Origin of the sequence: Vibrio hepatarius, assembly GCF_043642085.1 — a bacterium.
Lineage (GTDB): Bacteria > Pseudomonadota > Gammaproteobacteria > Enterobacterales > Vibrionaceae > Vibrio > Vibrio hepatarius_C.
In genome coordinates, this window is record NZ_JBHZSA010000005.1 from 43,130 (window position 1) to 59,185 (window position 16,056).

A 16,056-nucleotide genomic window follows, 5' to 3' on the forward strand; every position below is an offset into this window, starting at 1 on the left:
CTCCGAGATGAGAGCTTGACATAGTGACGGGATACGGTACTTTTCGTCGCTCGTCGCTCGTCGCTCGTCGCTCGTCGCTCGTCGCTCGTCGCTTAAGCCTTCGAATAGACATCCCTATCACCCAACCAACGGTCAATAATCGCGACCGCATTCTCTGGGTAATTATCATGAATATGGCGAGCGATGCGCTGAACTTCCGGAATTAAGCGCTGATCTCGCACTAAGTCGGCAATCTTAAAATCGGCCATGCCCGTTTGTTTCGTTCCCAGTAGTTCACCTGGGCCACGGATCTCTAAATCACGCTGAGCAATCACAAAGCCATCATTACTCTCACGCAGCACACCTAAGCGTTTTTGCGCCGTTTTAGATAGCGGTGAGTGATAGAGCAATACACAGTGACTAGCAACACTGCCTCGGCCAACGCGGCCACGTAGTTGGTGCAGTTGAGCCAAACCTAGGCGCTCGGGGTTTTCAATGATCATCAAGCTTGAGTTTGGCACATCTACACCGACTTCAATCACGGTTGTCGCAACCAGCAGGTGCAGCTTGTTGTCTTTGAAGTCCTGCATGACTGCTTGTTTCTCGGCTGGCTTCATTCGGCCATGAACTAAACCAATTTTCACATCGGGTAGTTTTCGCTGTAGCTCTTCTGCAGTATCGGCAGCAGCTTGCGCTTCGAGTACTTCAGACTCATCAATTAAGGTGCACACCCAGTAAGCTTGTTTGCCCTCGTTAAGGCAAGCGTTGCGTACTCGCTCGACAATATCCTCGCGCTTAGTATCAGGAATAGCCACGGTTTGAATCGGCGTTCTTCCCGGTGGTAGCTCATCAATTACCGAAGTTTCAAGGTCAGCATAGGCGGTCATCGCTAGAGTGCGTGGAATCGGTGTTGCTGTCATGATTAGCTGATGTGGGTAAGCACCTTGCTTTTCACCTTTCTCACGCAGCTCTAAGCGCTGGTGGACACCAAAGCGGTGCTGCTCATCGATAATCACTAATGCTAAGTGGTGGAACTCTACATGCTCTTGGAACAGGGCGTGGGTACCGACCACCATTTGTGCTTCACCACTGGCGATCTTAGCTAATTCGGTTTCTTTGGCTTTGCCTTTGAGCTTGCCCGCTAACCAACCGACTTTGATGCCCATTGGTTCTAGCCAGTGAGCAAAGTTGATAGCATGCTGCTCAGCCAGCAGTTCTGTTGGTGCCATCAAAGCAACTTGGTAGCCATGCTCAAGCGCACGTAAGGCCGCCAGTGCAGCAACTAAGGTTTTACCTGAACCAACATCACCTTGAACTAAGCGCATCATCGGGTGAGGTTTCTCTAAGTCTTGCTCGATTTCTTGTACCACCCGCGCTTGCGCGTTAGTGGGTGAAAACGGCAGTTGGCTCAGTAGCTGCTGTTTGAGGTTATCGCGCCTTGCTAAAGGCAGCGCAGCATCTTGCTGGCCTTTACTACGAACCGAGAGCATGGATAAGTTTTGTGCGAGTAACTCTTCCATAATCAGGCGTATTTGCGCAGGGTGCTTACCTTCATCAAACTGCTCTAAGTCGATGTTTGGTGGTGGGCGATGAATGGTATGCAGCGCTTGAGCAAGCGTCGTTTGCTGATCGTAAAGCCCACTTGGCAGCAGCTCTTGTACAGCGGCTTTATCGAGTAATTCTAGTGCTTGGTCGGTTAGGTTACGCAGCGTCACTTGGCGCAGCCCATCCGTGGTTGGATAAACTGGGGTTAATGTCTGTTCGACATCGGCTTTTTGGTTCGGAGCATAGAATTTATAGTCAGGATGGACGATTTCTAAGCCGTAGCCACCACGTTTAATTTCACCATAAGCATGTACGGTTTTACCTTCAGCAAAGTTGTTTTTCATCCCTGCGGTGAAGTTGAAAAAGCGCAGTGTGATGGTGCCATTACCATCGCTGATTTTCACCGCCAGCATTTTGCGCTTGCCAAATAGAGTATCAACACTCATCACCTTGCCTTGCACTGCGGCCCATAGTCCGGCGTGCAGTTTGGCGATTGGATAGATGCGAGTGCGGTCTTCATAGCGAAGAGGTAGGTGAAACAGTAAATCTTGAGCGGTAATAAGCCCGACTTTCGCTAGTTTCTCGGCCACTTTGGCGCCGACGCCGGTCAACGACGTTAAAGGAATAGCAGAGAGTAGCTGGGACATAAAAAAGCTCGATAAGTCATTCTATAAGTTAGTAATAGTTAACCATCGGGCTGTGTTTTTGTACAGGACAAATTGAGGGGGAGCTAGGCTGTTGAGGTATATTTCATATGGGGAGAAGGGAGAATCTGTCATTCCATAGACTGACGAAGGAAGGAGTAGGGAATCTCTCAAGTCATTGACTAACAAGAAGAGATCCCCAACTCGTTCGTCCCTCACTCTTGAGTGATGACGGACGATAGAAAAGAAAAAAACTATTTCTTCTGCATTTCTGCCCACCAAGCATCGTCTGCAACGATCTGGCCTTGGTCATCAAGTGGTGGGTAAGCCAGTCCTTTACGCTTAGCTACTTTCGCGAGCACCGGGTGGCCACGTTCAAACAGTAGGCGGTGAATCGTTTCTTCTGGTACTGAGCTGACTTCGTTATCGTACATGCCTGCCGCTTCACGTTGACGCTGCGCTTCATACAGAATAACCGCACTGGCTACCGATACGTTGAGTGATTGAACCATACCAACCATAGGTACGATTATGTCTTGATCGGCTAGCTGTTTAGCTTTTTCCGAAGCGCCGACTTTTTCGCTGCCTAGAATGATTGCGGTTGGCTTGGTGTAGTCAATTTCACGAAAGTCGACTGCAGTATCAGACAGGTTAGTCACCAATACCTGCATACCTTGCGCTTTTAGCTCAGTGATCGCCTCTTCAATGCTGTCGTGGGTATCCACATCGACCCAGTTACGCGCGCCTGCCGAAGTGTGGCTTAGGGTACGCATCTCATTTGGCCATACCGCATGAATCTTATGGATGCCAGTTGCATCAGCGGTACGAATCACAGCTGACACATTGTTTGGCTTATGGACTTCTTCAAGGCACAGCGTCAGGTCTGCTTGACGCGCTTTAAGCACTTGTTGGATTCGGTTGTAACGTTCTAAATTCATAACTCTTTCTTACTTACAAAAATGTCCCTGAAACCTGAGGCTTCAAGGACATTTAGATTCAACGATTCAGTCGATTAGTTCTTGCGACGGCGTACTTTGAGCGTATGTGGCATTGCCTTAATCTTGCGCATAATACCCGCAAGGTGAACACGATCTTTGGTCGTGAGCAGTACTGTCACTGTGTATAGGCGACCATCACGCTCTTCGGTTGAAAGGCCGTGAATGTTTGAGCCTGTCTTAGAGATTACATTGGTTAGTTCTGCTAGCGCACCTTGACGGTTTTGTACGTCAACGGTCACTTCAGTAATGAACTCTTTATCGTAATCTTCTGACCACTCAACTGCCATGTACTTATCTGGTTCTTTTTGGTAACCACGTACGTTCGGACACATCTCGCGGTGAACCACTAAGCCGCGGCCTGGTGATACGTGAGCAATAATGTGATCGTCTGGAATCGGGTGACAACAGTTGGCAAACGTCAGCAAGATACCTTCCGCACCACGGATAGGCAGTTTCTTCTTGTTGCTGTCGGTTTCGCTTGAGCCTTCCACTTCGGTTAGCTCATCAGCATCACCTAATAGGCGGCGAGCAATGACGATACTCATCAGTTCACCTAGGCCGATATCAGCCAGCAGGTCATCAATCGAGTCGATCTTAAGATCGCTTAATACATGATTGATGTTTTCTTCACTGATGTCAGAAAGTGACAATTCACCCAGTGCATGATTGAGCAAGCGGCGACCTAGTGTAATTGACTCTTCGCGGCGCATGGTTTTCAGAACCTGACGGATCTTAGTACGAGCACGTGAAGTCACGACATAGTTGAGCCATGCTGCATTCGGGCGTGCACCCGGCGCACTGATGATCTCAATGGTTTGGCCGTTCTTGAGTGATTTACTTAGCGGGTAAGGGTTGCGATCAACGCGCGCACCGACACAGGTATTACCGACATCGGTATGTACTGCATAAGCAAAGTCTACAGCGGTTGCCCCTACTGGTAGCTCAACAATACGGCCTTTTGGCGTGAAGACGTAAATCTCATCTGGGAACAGATCAGATTTAACGTTCTCGATAAACTCAAATGAGTTGCCTGCGCTTTGCTGTAGCTCAAGTAGGCTTTGCATCCAGCGCTGTGCTTTCACCTGAGCGGTGGTGCCAGTGCGCTCGCCAGTACCTTTATACGACCAGTGAGCAGCGACACCTTTGTCCGCCATTTGATCCATATCTTCAGTACGGATCTGAACTTCAACAGGGACACCATGAGGGCCGACCATTGAAGTGTGAATAGATTGATAGCCGTTCGCTTTTGGTACCGCAATGTAGTCTTTCATGCGACCTGGACGCGGCTTGTACAAGCTATGCACTTGACCAAGCACTCGGTAACAGGTATCCGCATCTTCAACCACCACGCGGAAAGCGTAGATATCCATGATGGTATGGAAACGCTGCTCTTTGGTCTTCATCTTGTTGTAGATGGAGAACAGGTTCTTTTCTCGACCAAATACGCGAGCTCTTAGACCCACTTCTTCAAGCCGGCCTTCAATCTCATCATGAATGCGTTGAATCATCTCTTTACGGTTCCCACGCGCTGCTCTAACTACCTCTTTAAGAACGCGGTAGCGGTTCGGGTAGAGCGCTTCAAAACCAAGCTCTTCCAGCTCTGTTTTGATGTTGTGGATACCAAGGCGGTGCGCCAGTGGAGAGTAGATTTCTAACGTCTCGCGGGCAATACGGCGCTTTTTATCTGGGCGTAAAGCACCCAGCGTGCGCATATTGTGAGTACGGTCTGCGAGTTTGATTAGAATAACGCGGATGTCTTGCACCATGGCAAGAACCATCTTACGGAAGTTTTCTGCCTGAGCTTCCTTGCGATCACGAAACTTAAGCTTATCAAGCTTAGAAACGCCATCCACAAGTTCTGCAACCGTATTACCAAATTGAGCTTCGAGCTCTTCTTTGGTCACTTCAGTGTCTTCTATGACATCATGCAGAAGGGCTGCTTGTAGAGTCTCAATATCTAGGCGCATTTCGGCCAAGATGCGAGCTACAGCAACAGGGTGGATGATATAAGGTTCGCCGCTAGAGCGGGTTTGCCCTTCATGGGCGTCTTTCGCTACCACATAAGATTGACGCAGAGCCTCAATTTGAGGCTCTGTTAGGTATTCTTGGGCAACGTCTTTAAGGCTATCGAATAGATACAAACTTTAGGCCCGGAAGATAGTTGTAAAAGAGAGGGCTAATTAACGGCTGTGAGCGATGCTGCTTACAGCTGCTAGTTCAGCGGCTTCTTGCTCTTGCTGCTCTTGACGCTCACGTGCATCAAGGATCTCTTTAGTGATAAGACCTTCTTCGATCTCGCGTAGAGCGATAACCGTTTGCTTATCATTCTCCTCTGGCACTAGTGAATCTTTGCCACCAGTTTGCATTTGACGAGCGCGGCGTGCCGCAATTAGAACTAGGTCGAAACGGTTGCCTACTTTTTCAACAGCGTCTTGAACAGTTACGCGTGCCATGAGAACTCCAAATTAGTTAACTAAAATTTTGAATGACGAGAAATTATACAGGCTGACAGTTCCTAGTGTCTAGGATCTGTTTGCCATTCGACTAATTTACTCAGCTAAAAGCGCGTCGAGCATGCCTTTATATTTAGCAGCTTGCTTGTCTTGCTTCAATCTTTCTGCGCGGATGATGGCCTTAAAGTCCATTAATGCAGTATCGAAATCATCATTGACGATCACGTAGTCGTACTCACTGTAGTGTGAGATTTCAGACTTCGCTTCTGCCATGCGTTTCGCGATAACAGCGTCGCTATCCTGACCACGAGCGTTAAGGCGACGCTCTAGCTCACCGTTTGACGGTGGTAGGATAAATAGGCTTTGTGCTTGCGGCATCTGTTCACGGATTTGACGAGCGCCTTGCCAGTCAATATCTAGGAACACATCAATCCCTTTATCTAGGTTATTTTCAATCCAAACGCGAGAGGTACCGTAGTAGTTGCCGAACACTTCTGCGTACTCTAGGAACTCATTTTTTTCAATCAGCTCTTCGAAGTGCTCTTTCTGTACGAAGTGGTAGTGGACACCATCTTGCTCGCCCGGGCGCATGCCACGAGTAGTGTGAGATACCGACACTTTCATCGCGTAGGTTGGATTTGTTTCTAGCATTGCAGAAATCAGACTAGATTTTCCAGCACCGCTTGGTGCAGATACGATATATAGAGTGCCTTTACCCATAGGGACGATCTCACATTTGGTTTGATAACGGCCAGCAGCAAGGCTGACATATATAAAGATAGCACTGACCGGATTGGCTCACCGAAGTGGTGAAATTTAGGCCAGAAAAATGGAGGCGAAGAGTAGCATAAATCGCCTATTTAGGACAATAAGATTGATTAACTCTGATTATTAGTCAAATTGTCGCTTGGTGTCGTTCACACAAGCATTCAAATTTGACCTCGTCCGAGTACTGTTTTGTGGATTTGATCAAATAATCGTTGAGTTTTTGTTCTACTTCCTTACAATCCGCGCAAACGATTAAATGCTGTATATTTCTAGAGTGATGGTCTAGATGTCTCTACCACTGAGCCTATCTTAGTGACTACAGTTTTTAAGTGCTGAGACTCCAAATATCACCGCTTACAGCATTTCATCTCATTTACCTTCCATCTTAATTGTATAGGTTTCACTGTGAGTCTCGATTCAACGCTAAAGGCGCAAAATCAAGCAGGTCTTTTAGATTCTGTATTTAAAATTACTGAACGCAAAACAACCCTAGGTACTGAGCTATATGCTGGCTTTATCACCTTTTTAGCTATGAGCTACATTCTGGCGGTTAACCCAGCAATCTTGGGTGGTATCCCTGGAATGGATAAAGGCGCAGTGTTTACTGCCACGGCGCTGGCGGCTGCAATTGCAACCTTTATTATGGGTGTGTGGGGTAACTACCCTGTGATGCTTGCACCTGGGATGAGCATGAATGGCTTCTTTAAAGGAATGCTATTGAGCGGTTCAGTGGCTTTGCTTTGGAATGAAGCGCTGTTTGGTATCTTCCTTTCCGGCGTTGTCTATTTGTTGCTTTCGTTAACTAACATCCGCAAATCGTTGATTGAATCGATTCCTGAAGACTTAAAGAATGCCATTACCGTTTCGCTTGGTCTGTTCATCGCTTTCTTAGGCCTTAAGAATGCTGGCATCATCGTCGATAACAAGTTTGTCCTTGTCGGTATGGGTAACATTACTGAACCACAAGTGATCATCGCTTACATCAGTATCTTTATCGCGCTTGGTTGTATGGTGCGTGATATCAAGCTGGCGACCTTTATCTCATTTGTTAGTGCGATTGGCCTAACGCTGATTGCCGATGTGGTGATGGGTACATCCCATGCGCCAATTCCTGAGCAAATCGTAACGGCGCCGCCAAGCATGGCAAGTACCTTCGGTGCGATTTTTGATTTTTCAAGCTTAACCGCAGATAAGATGTTTGATTTGCTGTTTGTGGTAGTGATTTTCCTGATTGTCGATTTCTTTGATGGCATGAGCACCATTGTCGGAGTAGGTCGTGACGCAGGCATCATCGATAAAGACGGTAAAGTGCCAAACGCACGCTCTGCACTGGTTGCGGATGCGGGTGGTACGGTGATTGGTTCGGTGCTAGGTACTACCTCAATTACTGCATTCTCGGAATCAGGTATTGCCTCTTCTCAAGGTGCAAAAACCGGCCTTGCTGCCGTTGTAGTATCTGGCCTATTCCTTGTATCGCTATTCCTTTATCCACTGTTTTCTATCTTCTCGGCGGCAATGGTGGCGCCAGCGATGGTCGTGGTGGGTATCTACATGATTGGTCGTCTAGGTCAGATTAACTGGGATAAGAAAGAGTCTCGCATTGCAGCCTTCTTTACCATCATGTTTACCGTGCTTAGCTTCTCTCCAGCTAATGGTATGGCGATGGGCTTTATCAGCTATGCATTCAGCATGGTTGTGGCAGGTAAGGGCAAACAAGTTCACCCAATTATCTATGCATTGTCTGCGGTATTCCTAGCTTACCTGTTACTACTATAGAAATTGACACTAGAGAGCGGTTATCGACTAAAGAGTGATGACCGCTCGCTTCCTTGTCATACATCTCGTGGTAAACTGGGTGCTCATTAGTTTTTATCACGGATAGGGATTATGCCTTCCAATCTGCCTAAATCTTTCAGCAAGCCGTTTCTTAAAATCTTCCACGCATTAGAGGCTGTGCTGCTGGTTGCGATAACTCTTGCGACCCTGTTTGCGATGGTCGAAGAGTTTGTTCATGTATTTACTGAAAAGCGTGTCCTGCTGACCGACATCCTGCTGATGTTTATCTATCTCGAAGTGCTGGCGATGGTTAAGCAGTTCGTGATGAATGGTAAAATTCCAGTTCGCTACCCTATCTATATTGCCATGATGGCGATCGCTCGTTATATCACCTTAGGGATGAAAGAGTTGGATGCGGTGCTGGTCGTTTGGCTTTCGGTGGCGGCGTTAATTTTGGCGGTAGCGACCATGGTGATTCGAATTGGTCATCATTATTGGCCGTATATTGATAACAGTACCGCTGAGAAAGATGAGTAGGGTTATCTGTGGGGCAGTATGAGGTAAAGAAGTGTAAAGTCTTCTCAAATCATATTGTTATTTTCTGTTTAGCCGATTATCTTTTCAGCAACCCTTTTTGTGATGAGAGTGTGTGATGCAGCTTCGCTATACATCCACAATTTGTTTTTTGCTAAGCGCATTGCTATCCGTTGTGCTGCTGAGTAGTGCAGCTCAGGCGGAAGTCTCATCTCATCATGTTTCTCCTCATCACACCTCTAACTCTGTCGTGCAGAAGATAGAGTTTGGTGGATGTGGTTTAGAATCAGCAACACCAACGACTGAGGTGGGTTGTTGCGACCCCGGTGGTACCTGTTTCGAGAAACAGTGCTGCTCTCATATAAACGTCTCAAACATTGCACTCGTTGAGACGAATGTTCGCTCCTATAGTTTCCCTTTCCGTTATGCGCTCGCAGTAAGCGCTCCTATTAGTTACACCAGTGTAGAGATCCAATCTCTATACCGACCTCCAATAGCCTAATTCTTATTTCTTTGCGATTTATCGCACCACTATGCACACAACTTGCTTGTGTGCCTTTGATATCGGTGTAAGTAGCTAGGCTATTTACGCCATCCTGTGATGGGAATAAGAATATGAAATTTGAAATGATTTATGGCATGAGTATTCGTGCAACTTCTGCTGTTTGCTTATCGGCATTAACCGCGTTCTCTTTGGTGCAAGGAGGTCGTTATGCCGCATAAATATCTAACGACGTTTTTGTTTGTCTCGGTATGCCTTATTTGGGGTACGACTTGGTTAGCTATGGAGGTTGCGGTAGCGACTGTGCCGCCGATTTTTGCTACGGGTCTGAGGTTCTTGATTGCTTCGCCGCTGTTAGTGTTACTGGCGATAAAGCTGAAACAACCGTTGTTGTTCCCGAAAGGAAAGCAATTTTGGATGTTTGTTGTCGCTATCTTCTATTTTGCGATTCCATTTACCTTGATGATTTTTGGTGAGCAGTACATATCATCAGGTTTGGCTTCGATTATTTTTGCCAATATGCCGATTGCGGTGATGGTGACGTCAAGTCTGTTTTTGGGCTTACGTCTGAGTAAGTTACAAATAGCCGGCCTATTGGTTGCGGTATTGAGCTTGGCACTGATCTTAGCGACAGAAATGACATTAGGTGGTGAAGACTACTTACTTGGTTCACTGGCTCTTGGTGGCGCCGTTGCTATTCATTCTGTGATGTATGTGTTTGTGGAAAAGTACTGCCGTAGCACACCTGTTTTGACCTATAACGCCATTCCAAGTTTGATTGCTTCAGTGTGCTTGTTGTTGGCTTCATTGTGGTTAGAGCAGCCACAGATTGGTTCATTTTCAGTAGACTCAATGGCGGCCGTGGTCTACTTGGGAGTGTTCGCAAGTGTCGGCGGTATTGTGGCGTATTTTAAGCTCGGCCAAGTGTCGACGCCGTTTACCGCCTCTATCTGTTTTCTCTTTTTCCCACTGATTGCTTTAAGTCTGTCTAGTTGGGTGGCGGGAAACAGTTTTTCGATGACATCTCTGTTGTTGATGGTGCCACTACTGCTCGGTATTTTGGTGACTAAAGCGGAACCGTCATTCTGGCGTAAGCTTGGTTTTTGGCGCGCAAAACCACAGCCGGTGCTTTGCGCTCAATGTGCGAAACGACTTAGCGTCTAGTTGGGCTGTAGATATAAAAAAGCCCCGCCTTTTATGGCGGGGCTATTATTTCAATTGAACTGATTATTCAATGTTTTGGATCTGCTCACGCATCTGTTCAATCAGAACTTTAAGCTCAACGCCAGACGCCGTGATATCTGTGCTGATTGACTTAGACGCTAGCGTGTTCGATTCACGGTTAAACTCTTGCATCATAAAGTCTAAACGGCGGCCACAAGCGCCCCCTTTCTTCAGGATGTTAGTCGCTTCTTTTACGTGCGAGTCTAGGCGATCGAGTTCTTCCGCTACGTCAGATTTTTGCGCGAGTAGGATCAGCTCTTGTTCTACGCGTGATGAATCTAGCTCAATTTTCGCTTCTTCAAATTTCGAGAACAGACGCTCACGTTGCCACTCTAAAATTTCAGGCATACGCGCACGCACTTTAACCACTTCTTCAGTGATTGCATCTAAGCGCTGAACAATCAGCGCTTTCATGTTTTCACCTTCACGGCCACGTGCTTCAATAAACTCGCTTACTGCTTCATCGAATGCACCTAGCAGGTCTTTGTTTACTGCATCCATATCTTGCTCAGATGTTTCCATTACACCCGGCCAGTTCATTACTTGGAATGGGTTTAGGCGGCTTTCTTCGCCAGTCATCTGCATTACTTGGTTTGCCGCATTGATCACTTGCTGTGCGAGGCTTTCGTTGATGCTTAGCTCGCCTTTCGCGGCTGGGTTAGCTTCAAAGCGCAGTGCACATTCAACTTTACCGCGCGCTAGGCGCTTACGGAAACGCTCACGCAGTACTGGTTCTAGGCCACGGAACTGCTCTGGCAGGCGGAAGTAGGTTTCAAGGTAGCGTTGGTTAACACTACGAATTTCCCATACGGCACTGCCCCAATCGCCTTTCACTTCTTTACGTGCATAGGCTGTCATACTGTAGATCATCGAATTTTCCTGTTTAATCATCTTTGAAAATAACGCGAGGCAATAGTAGCACAAATCTCGGATGGATAGCTTTGTAGAGCAAACTTCGCTATAATCCTGCTCCAACCAAAAACGTCTCCCCCTTCATATAAGGTAGATGCCCATGCGTCCAAACGATCGCAAGGCGGACCAAGTTCGCCCAATCAAAATTACTCGTAACTACACAGCTTATGCAGAAGGTTCTGTATTGGTTGAATTCGGCAATACAAAAGTACTTTGTAATGCGACCGTTGAAGAGAACGTTCCACGCTGGCTAAAAGGTCAGGGTAAAGGCTGGGTAACGGCTGAATACGGCATGCTGCCACGTTCAACACATTCACGTATGCGTCGTGAAGCGGCAAGCGGTAAGCAAGGTGGTCGTACGATGGAAATCCAACGTTTGATTGCTCGTAGCTTACGCGCAGTGGTTGACCTAGAAGCAATGGGCGAAATCATGGTGACGGTAGACTGTGATGTAATCCAAGCGGATGGTGGTACGCGTACTGCGTCTATCTCTGGTGCGAGCGTTGCGATGGCAGATGCATTCCAACACCTAGTTGAAAAGGGCAAGTTAAAAGCGAACCCAATGAAAGGCCACGTAGCTGCTGTTTCTGTGGGCATTCTAGGTGAAGATATTCTGTGTGACCTTGAGTACACAGAAGATTCAGCAGCAGATACCGATATGAACGTGGTAATGACCGAAGATGGTCGCATGATCGAAGTTCAAGGCACGGCAGAGGGCGAACCGTTTACCCACGCTGAGCTGATGAAGTTGCTGGAGTCGGCGACCAAAGGTATTACCGAGATCGTAGCGGCGCAGAAGGCGGCGTTAGAAAATTAATTTTTAGATAGCTCCCACTACGGGGGCTATTTTTTTATCAAAATTTGGCCAAGGCTAAGTTTTGACCTGTTTATAAACCGTCTAGAAAACTAGACCTTTTATTTAGAGAGAAAGTAATGAAAGCATACCAGCGTGAATTTATTGAGTTTGCACTAGAGAAAGAAGTCCTAAAATTTGGCGAGTTTACTTTAAAGTCTGGCCGTAAGAGCCCGTACTTCTTTAACGCTGGTCTTTTCAATACTGGCCGTGACTTAGCGCGTCTAGGTCGTTTCTACGCAGCAGCTCTAGCAGATTCTGGCATTGAGTTCGACGTATTATTTGGCCCTGCGTACAAAGGTATCCCAATCGCGACGACTACAGCGGTTGCTCTAGCCGATCACCACGATGTAGATACGCCTTACTGCTTCAATCGTAAAGAAGCAAAAGATCACGGTGAAGGTGGCAACCTAGTAGGTAGCGCACTGGAAGGTCGTATCATGCTGGTGGATGATGTAATCACAGCAGGTACAGCAATTCGTGAGTCTATGGAAATCATCCAAGCAAACGGCGCTGACCTAGCAGGTGTTTTAGTTGCGATTGATCGCCAAGAGAAAGGTAAAGGTGAGCTGTCTGCTATCCAAGAAGTTGAGCGTGACTTTGGCTGTGCAATCATCTCAATTGTAAGCCTGACTGACCTAGTAACTTTCCTTGAAGAGAAAGGCACTGACGCAGAGCACCTAGAAGCAGTAAAAGCGTACCGCGCTGAGTACGGCATTTAATTAAGCCGAGAGCTTCGAGTCGCTAGTTGCTAAAAGCAGGATAAAGTAAAAGGGTTGACGTTTTCACGTCAACCCTTTTACTTTCGAAACTCGAAACTCGAAACTCGAAACTCTAGTTGTATCGAATACCTTTCTCGACATTTTCATCTTCCATCGTCTTATAGCGCTTATGTAGCCACATCCACTGCTCAGGTGCTCGAAGAATGATCTCTTCTACATACTTGTTCATATAGGCTGCGGCGGCTTTTTCATCTTTATGTGGGTAATCGGCTTCAATAGATTTATCAGCAATGATTTCGTACTTACCCTGCGCATTTCTAAATCCAGAACCAGGGACAATGGCACATTTGCTGGTGTAGGCTAGAATGCTGGTTCCTGTGGTAGTACAAGCGTCTTCTACAGCGAAGAAAGGCACAAACACAGACTTATTTCGGCCATAGTCATGATCAGGGAGATAGAATAAGCGTTCACCATCACGCATCACTCGGATCATCTGTTTAATATCACGACGATAAACCAGTTGATTGCCATTTTGAGAGCGTCCACGATACTGGATAAATTCATAAGCAGGGTTGCTATGTGGACGGTAAACACCATAGCCTTGCAAGCCTAAAACACCAAAAGCTCGAGCAGTAATCTCAAGGTTTAGCGCGTGGACACAGCAAAGCAATACGCCTTTGCCTTCTTGATCGAGACGCTTGAGCTCTTCAACATCTTTAGCCACTAAAATTCGCTTAAAGCGCCATGTCGGCCAAAACCATGTAATACCTGTTTCGATCAGCGCCATACCCGTATTTTTGAAGTTTTCTTCGACCATTTGCTCGCGTTTAGCCTGTTCCATATCAGGAAAGGCGAGTTCTAGGTTGCGACGAGCCACTTTGACCCGCGATTTACCTGCCTTCATGCCTAGTTTGCCAATGCCACGTCCGAGGCGGTAAAGCACCGCATAAGGTAGCAGGTTAACGATAAGGGCCAACAAGCCGAAACCAAACCATACACCCCAATATTTAGGATGGATCAAAGTTAGCGTGAACTTAGGTTTCTCAACGGTCGATTTTTTTTTCATAGCGATTACTTAATTTGTGCGCTTAGTAGAGCCCAGTACTCTTCGAAATTAGCAGTAGGCTGGTATTTAAAGTCGGAACGAACAAAGCGGTTAAGGCTACCTTCAACCTGTCCTAATAACTGGGCAGCTAAGATTTTTTCATCAACAGGGAAAGATTTACCTTCGCGTAGTTTACGTTCACGTAAAATTTGACGAATAGAGGTTTCGATACGCTCAAACAGTTGGTTGATACGTTCGCGTAAACGCTCATTTTCAAACATTAAAGCGTGGCCGGAAAGGATTCGGCTAAGGCCTGGGTTACGCTCTGCAAAAGCTAAGATCAGCTGCAGTACCAATCGAATACGAGTCAGGGTATCTTTCTCTTCATCTAAGATACGGTTAATGCGAGACATTAATGACTCTTCGATGAACTCGATCAATCCTTCAAACATTCGAGCTTTGCTCGGGAAATGGCGATACAGAGCAGCTTCAGAAACACCAACTTGTTTCGCCAGTTTTGCAGTCGTGATGCGAGAAGCGCCTTCATTCGACTCCAGCATTTCCGCTAATGCTTGCAAAATTTCTTCTCGGCGGTTGGATTTTCTTGTTCCGGCCATGAACTGTTTTCCTTCTGTTACCATTCTGAATTAAAAGGCTCCGTTAATCTCGGAGCCAAATAGTATAAGCTCTATTACTTATCGCTGAGGATTACTCAATGAGAGTAATGGCCGTTTAGGCTTCTAGTCGCTCTGCGATAGTAAGGATGATTTGTGATGCAATCTGTTGCTTGGACGCTAGAGTAAGTGATTGCTTACCATCTTTCCAGTACATGGTGATGGCATTGTCGTCACTGTTGAATCCTTGTCCTTCTACTGAGACATCGTTAGCACAAATCATGTCGAGGTTCTTCTTTGCAAGCTTGGTGCGTGCGTAGTGTTCGACGTCTTGAGTCTCTGCTGCAAAGCCAACAGTAAACGGTCTTGATTCGCTAAGCTTAGCTACAGAAGCAACGATATCGGGATTCTTGACCATAGTAATAGTCATTTGGTCACTATCATCGGTCTTTTTGATTTTCTGCTCAGCGATGGTTTGCGGGCGATAATCGGCCACGGCGGCGCAAGCGATAAAGATATCGTGCTTTGTCGCGTTATCCATCACGTTATCAAACATGCTTTGAGCACTATCGACATTAATACGCTCAACGTTAGTTGGGGTTGCCAGTGACACAGGGCCTGAGACCAAAGTAACTTTTGCACCGAGCTGAGTTGCCGCTTGTGCTAATGAGAAGCCCATCTTGCCTGAACTATGGTTCGAGATATAACGCACAGGGTCAATCGCTTCACGGGTTGGACCGGCGGTAATAAGTACTGACTTACCTTGTAGAGGTTTATCACCAAAGAACTGTTCACAGCGCTCAACAAGCTGCATTGGCTCTAACATTCGGCCAGGACCGACATCACCACAAGCTTGTTCACCTGCAGCTGGTCCCCAAATGTGCATGCCTCGACGCTCAAGTGTAGCGATATTCTCTTGAGTCGCGAGATTACGATACATCTGTTGATTCATCGCTGGAGAAACGGCAATAGGGGAGTCTGTTGCTAGAACTAGTGTGGTAAGCAAGTCATTACCCATGCCTGCACTCATTCGCGCGATAAGATCAGCAGTAGCGGGTGCAAGTAATACTAAATCAGCCCACTTCGCCAACTCAATATGCCCCATAGAGGCTTCAGCAGCAGGATCTAATAAACTATCTGATACTGGCCTGCCAGAGACGGCCTGCATGGTTAACGGAGTAATGAACTCTTTTGCAGCCTTAGTCATGACAACCTGAACTTCAGCGCCACGTTCAATAAGGCGGCGTGTCAGTTCGGCACATTTATATGCGGCAATGCCACCACTAATGCCTAAAAGGATCTTTTTGCCAGCGAGTGTTTGCATGATGATCTTCCTTAAAAATTCTGCCCGTAAGATACCATGGCTACTATTTACGTGCCTAGTTTCGGTATCTGAGATATTGAAGTTGAAATATGAGCCAACACGCTAAACGGCCTACTTTGATTGCAATTGGTACTTTGAATGCGCCGAGTTTGCTCGTGTTCTA

The 16,056-nt window shown here is 46.8% G+C and carries 15 protein-coding genes and 1 riboswitch; of the genes, 6 read left to right on the forward strand and 9 right to left on the reverse strand.

The window, feature by feature from the left end:
* Positions 1-92: 92 nt before the first annotated feature.
* The 5 genes from recG to gmk all read right to left on the reverse strand — a co-directional run bounded on the left by recG (position 93) and on the right by gmk (position 6,339).
* Complete coding sequence (gene recG, locus ACHUFZ_RS12040; protein WP_394127370.1) at positions 93-2,171, reverse strand: ATP-dependent DNA helicase RecG; 2,079 nt, start codon at positions 2,169-2,171, stop codon at positions 93-95.
* Between the two features lie 251 nt (positions 2,172-2,422).
* Positions 2,423-3,106, reverse strand: a complete 684-nt coding sequence (gene trmH, locus ACHUFZ_RS12045; protein WP_394127371.1) for a tRNA (guanosine(18)-2'-O)-methyltransferase TrmH — start codon at positions 3,104-3,106, stop codon at positions 2,423-2,425.
* Positions 3,107-3,180: 74 nt separating this feature from the next.
* Positions 3,181-5,307: a bifunctional GTP diphosphokinase/guanosine-3',5'-bis pyrophosphate 3'-pyrophosphohydrolase gene (gene spoT / locus ACHUFZ_RS12050; RefSeq protein ID WP_394127372.1), complete on the reverse strand. Its 2,127-nt coding sequence runs from the start codon at positions 5,305-5,307 to the stop codon at positions 3,181-3,183.
* Between the two features lie 39 nt (positions 5,308-5,346).
* Complete coding sequence (gene rpoZ / locus ACHUFZ_RS12055) at positions 5,347-5,619, reverse strand: DNA-directed RNA polymerase subunit omega (protein ID WP_004410883.1); 273 nt, start codon at positions 5,617-5,619, stop codon at positions 5,347-5,349.
* Between the two features lie 96 nt (positions 5,620-5,715).
* Positions 5,716-6,339 (reverse strand): guanylate kinase, encoded by a 624-nt coding sequence (gmk, locus tag ACHUFZ_RS12060; RefSeq protein ID WP_053438716.1) that lies wholly within the window; start codon positions 6,337-6,339, stop codon positions 5,716-5,718.
* A gap of 287 nt (positions 6,340-6,626) precedes the next feature.
* Positions 6,627-6,726, forward strand: a riboswitch (purine riboswitch).
* A 66-nt stretch (positions 6,727-6,792) separates the two neighbouring features.
* On the opposite strand from gmk, the gene ACHUFZ_RS12065 reads away from it, so the two are divergent.
* From ACHUFZ_RS12065 to ACHUFZ_RS12080, 4 genes are all read left to right on the forward strand, one after another.
* A complete protein-coding gene (locus tag ACHUFZ_RS12065; RefSeq protein WP_394127373.1) occupies positions 6,793-8,163 on the forward strand; it encodes an NCS2 family permease in 1,371 nt (456 codons plus the stop codon).
* 111 nt (positions 8,164-8,274) lie between these two features.
* Positions 8,275-8,700, forward strand: a complete 426-nt coding sequence (locus tag ACHUFZ_RS12070) for a phosphate-starvation-inducible protein PsiE (protein ID WP_134834190.1) — start codon at positions 8,275-8,277, stop codon at positions 8,698-8,700.
* A 115-nt stretch (positions 8,701-8,815) separates the two neighbouring features.
* Complete coding sequence (locus tag ACHUFZ_RS12075) at positions 8,816-9,199, forward strand: hypothetical protein (protein ID WP_394127374.1); 384 nt, start codon at positions 8,816-8,818, stop codon at positions 9,197-9,199.
* Positions 9,200-9,409: 210 nt separating this feature from the next.
* Positions 9,410-10,363: a DMT family transporter gene (locus tag ACHUFZ_RS12080; RefSeq protein WP_394127375.1), complete on the forward strand. Its 954-nt coding sequence runs from the start codon at positions 9,410-9,412 to the stop codon at positions 10,361-10,363.
* A gap of 63 nt (positions 10,364-10,426) precedes the next feature.
* On the opposite strand, the gene ACHUFZ_RS12085 is transcribed toward ACHUFZ_RS12080, so the two are convergent.
* Entirely contained in the window at positions 10,427-11,293 is an 867-nt protein-coding gene (locus ACHUFZ_RS12085) for a YicC/YloC family endoribonuclease (RefSeq protein WP_126575171.1), read from the reverse strand.
* 142 nt (positions 11,294-11,435) lie between these two features.
* Here ACHUFZ_RS12085 and rph point away from each other — a divergent pair, with 142 nt between their 5' ends.
* Positions 11,436-12,152, forward strand: a complete 717-nt coding sequence (gene rph / locus ACHUFZ_RS12090) for a ribonuclease PH (RefSeq protein WP_004410877.1) — start codon at positions 11,436-11,438, stop codon at positions 12,150-12,152.
* A 116-nt stretch (positions 12,153-12,268) separates the two neighbouring features.
* The gene (pyrE, locus tag ACHUFZ_RS12095; protein WP_005472617.1) at positions 12,269-12,910 is read left to right on the forward strand and encodes an orotate phosphoribosyltransferase; all 642 of its coding nucleotides are present in this window, start codon (positions 12,269-12,271) and stop codon (positions 12,908-12,910) included.
* 112 nt (positions 12,911-13,022) lie between these two features.
* On the opposite strand, the gene ACHUFZ_RS12100 is transcribed toward pyrE, so the two are convergent.
* The 3 genes from ACHUFZ_RS12100 to coaBC all read right to left on the reverse strand — a co-directional run bounded on the left by ACHUFZ_RS12100 (position 13,023) and on the right by coaBC (position 15,893).
* Positions 13,023-13,976: a Kdo(2)-lipid IV(A) acyltransferase gene (locus ACHUFZ_RS12100; RefSeq protein WP_394127376.1), complete on the reverse strand. Its 954-nt coding sequence runs from the start codon at positions 13,974-13,976 to the stop codon at positions 13,023-13,025.
* A 5-nt stretch (positions 13,977-13,981) separates the two neighbouring features.
* Complete coding sequence (gene slmA / locus ACHUFZ_RS12105; RefSeq protein WP_004410873.1) at positions 13,982-14,572, reverse strand: nucleoid occlusion factor SlmA; 591 nt, start codon at positions 14,570-14,572, stop codon at positions 13,982-13,984.
* Between the two features lie 115 nt (positions 14,573-14,687).
* The gene (gene coaBC, locus ACHUFZ_RS12110) at positions 14,688-15,893 is read right to left on the reverse strand and encodes a bifunctional phosphopantothenoylcysteine decarboxylase/phosphopantothenate--cysteine ligase CoaBC (protein ID WP_394127377.1); all 1,206 of its coding nucleotides are present in this window, start codon (positions 15,891-15,893) and stop codon (positions 14,688-14,690) included.
* Positions 15,894-16,056: the final 163 nt, after the last annotated feature.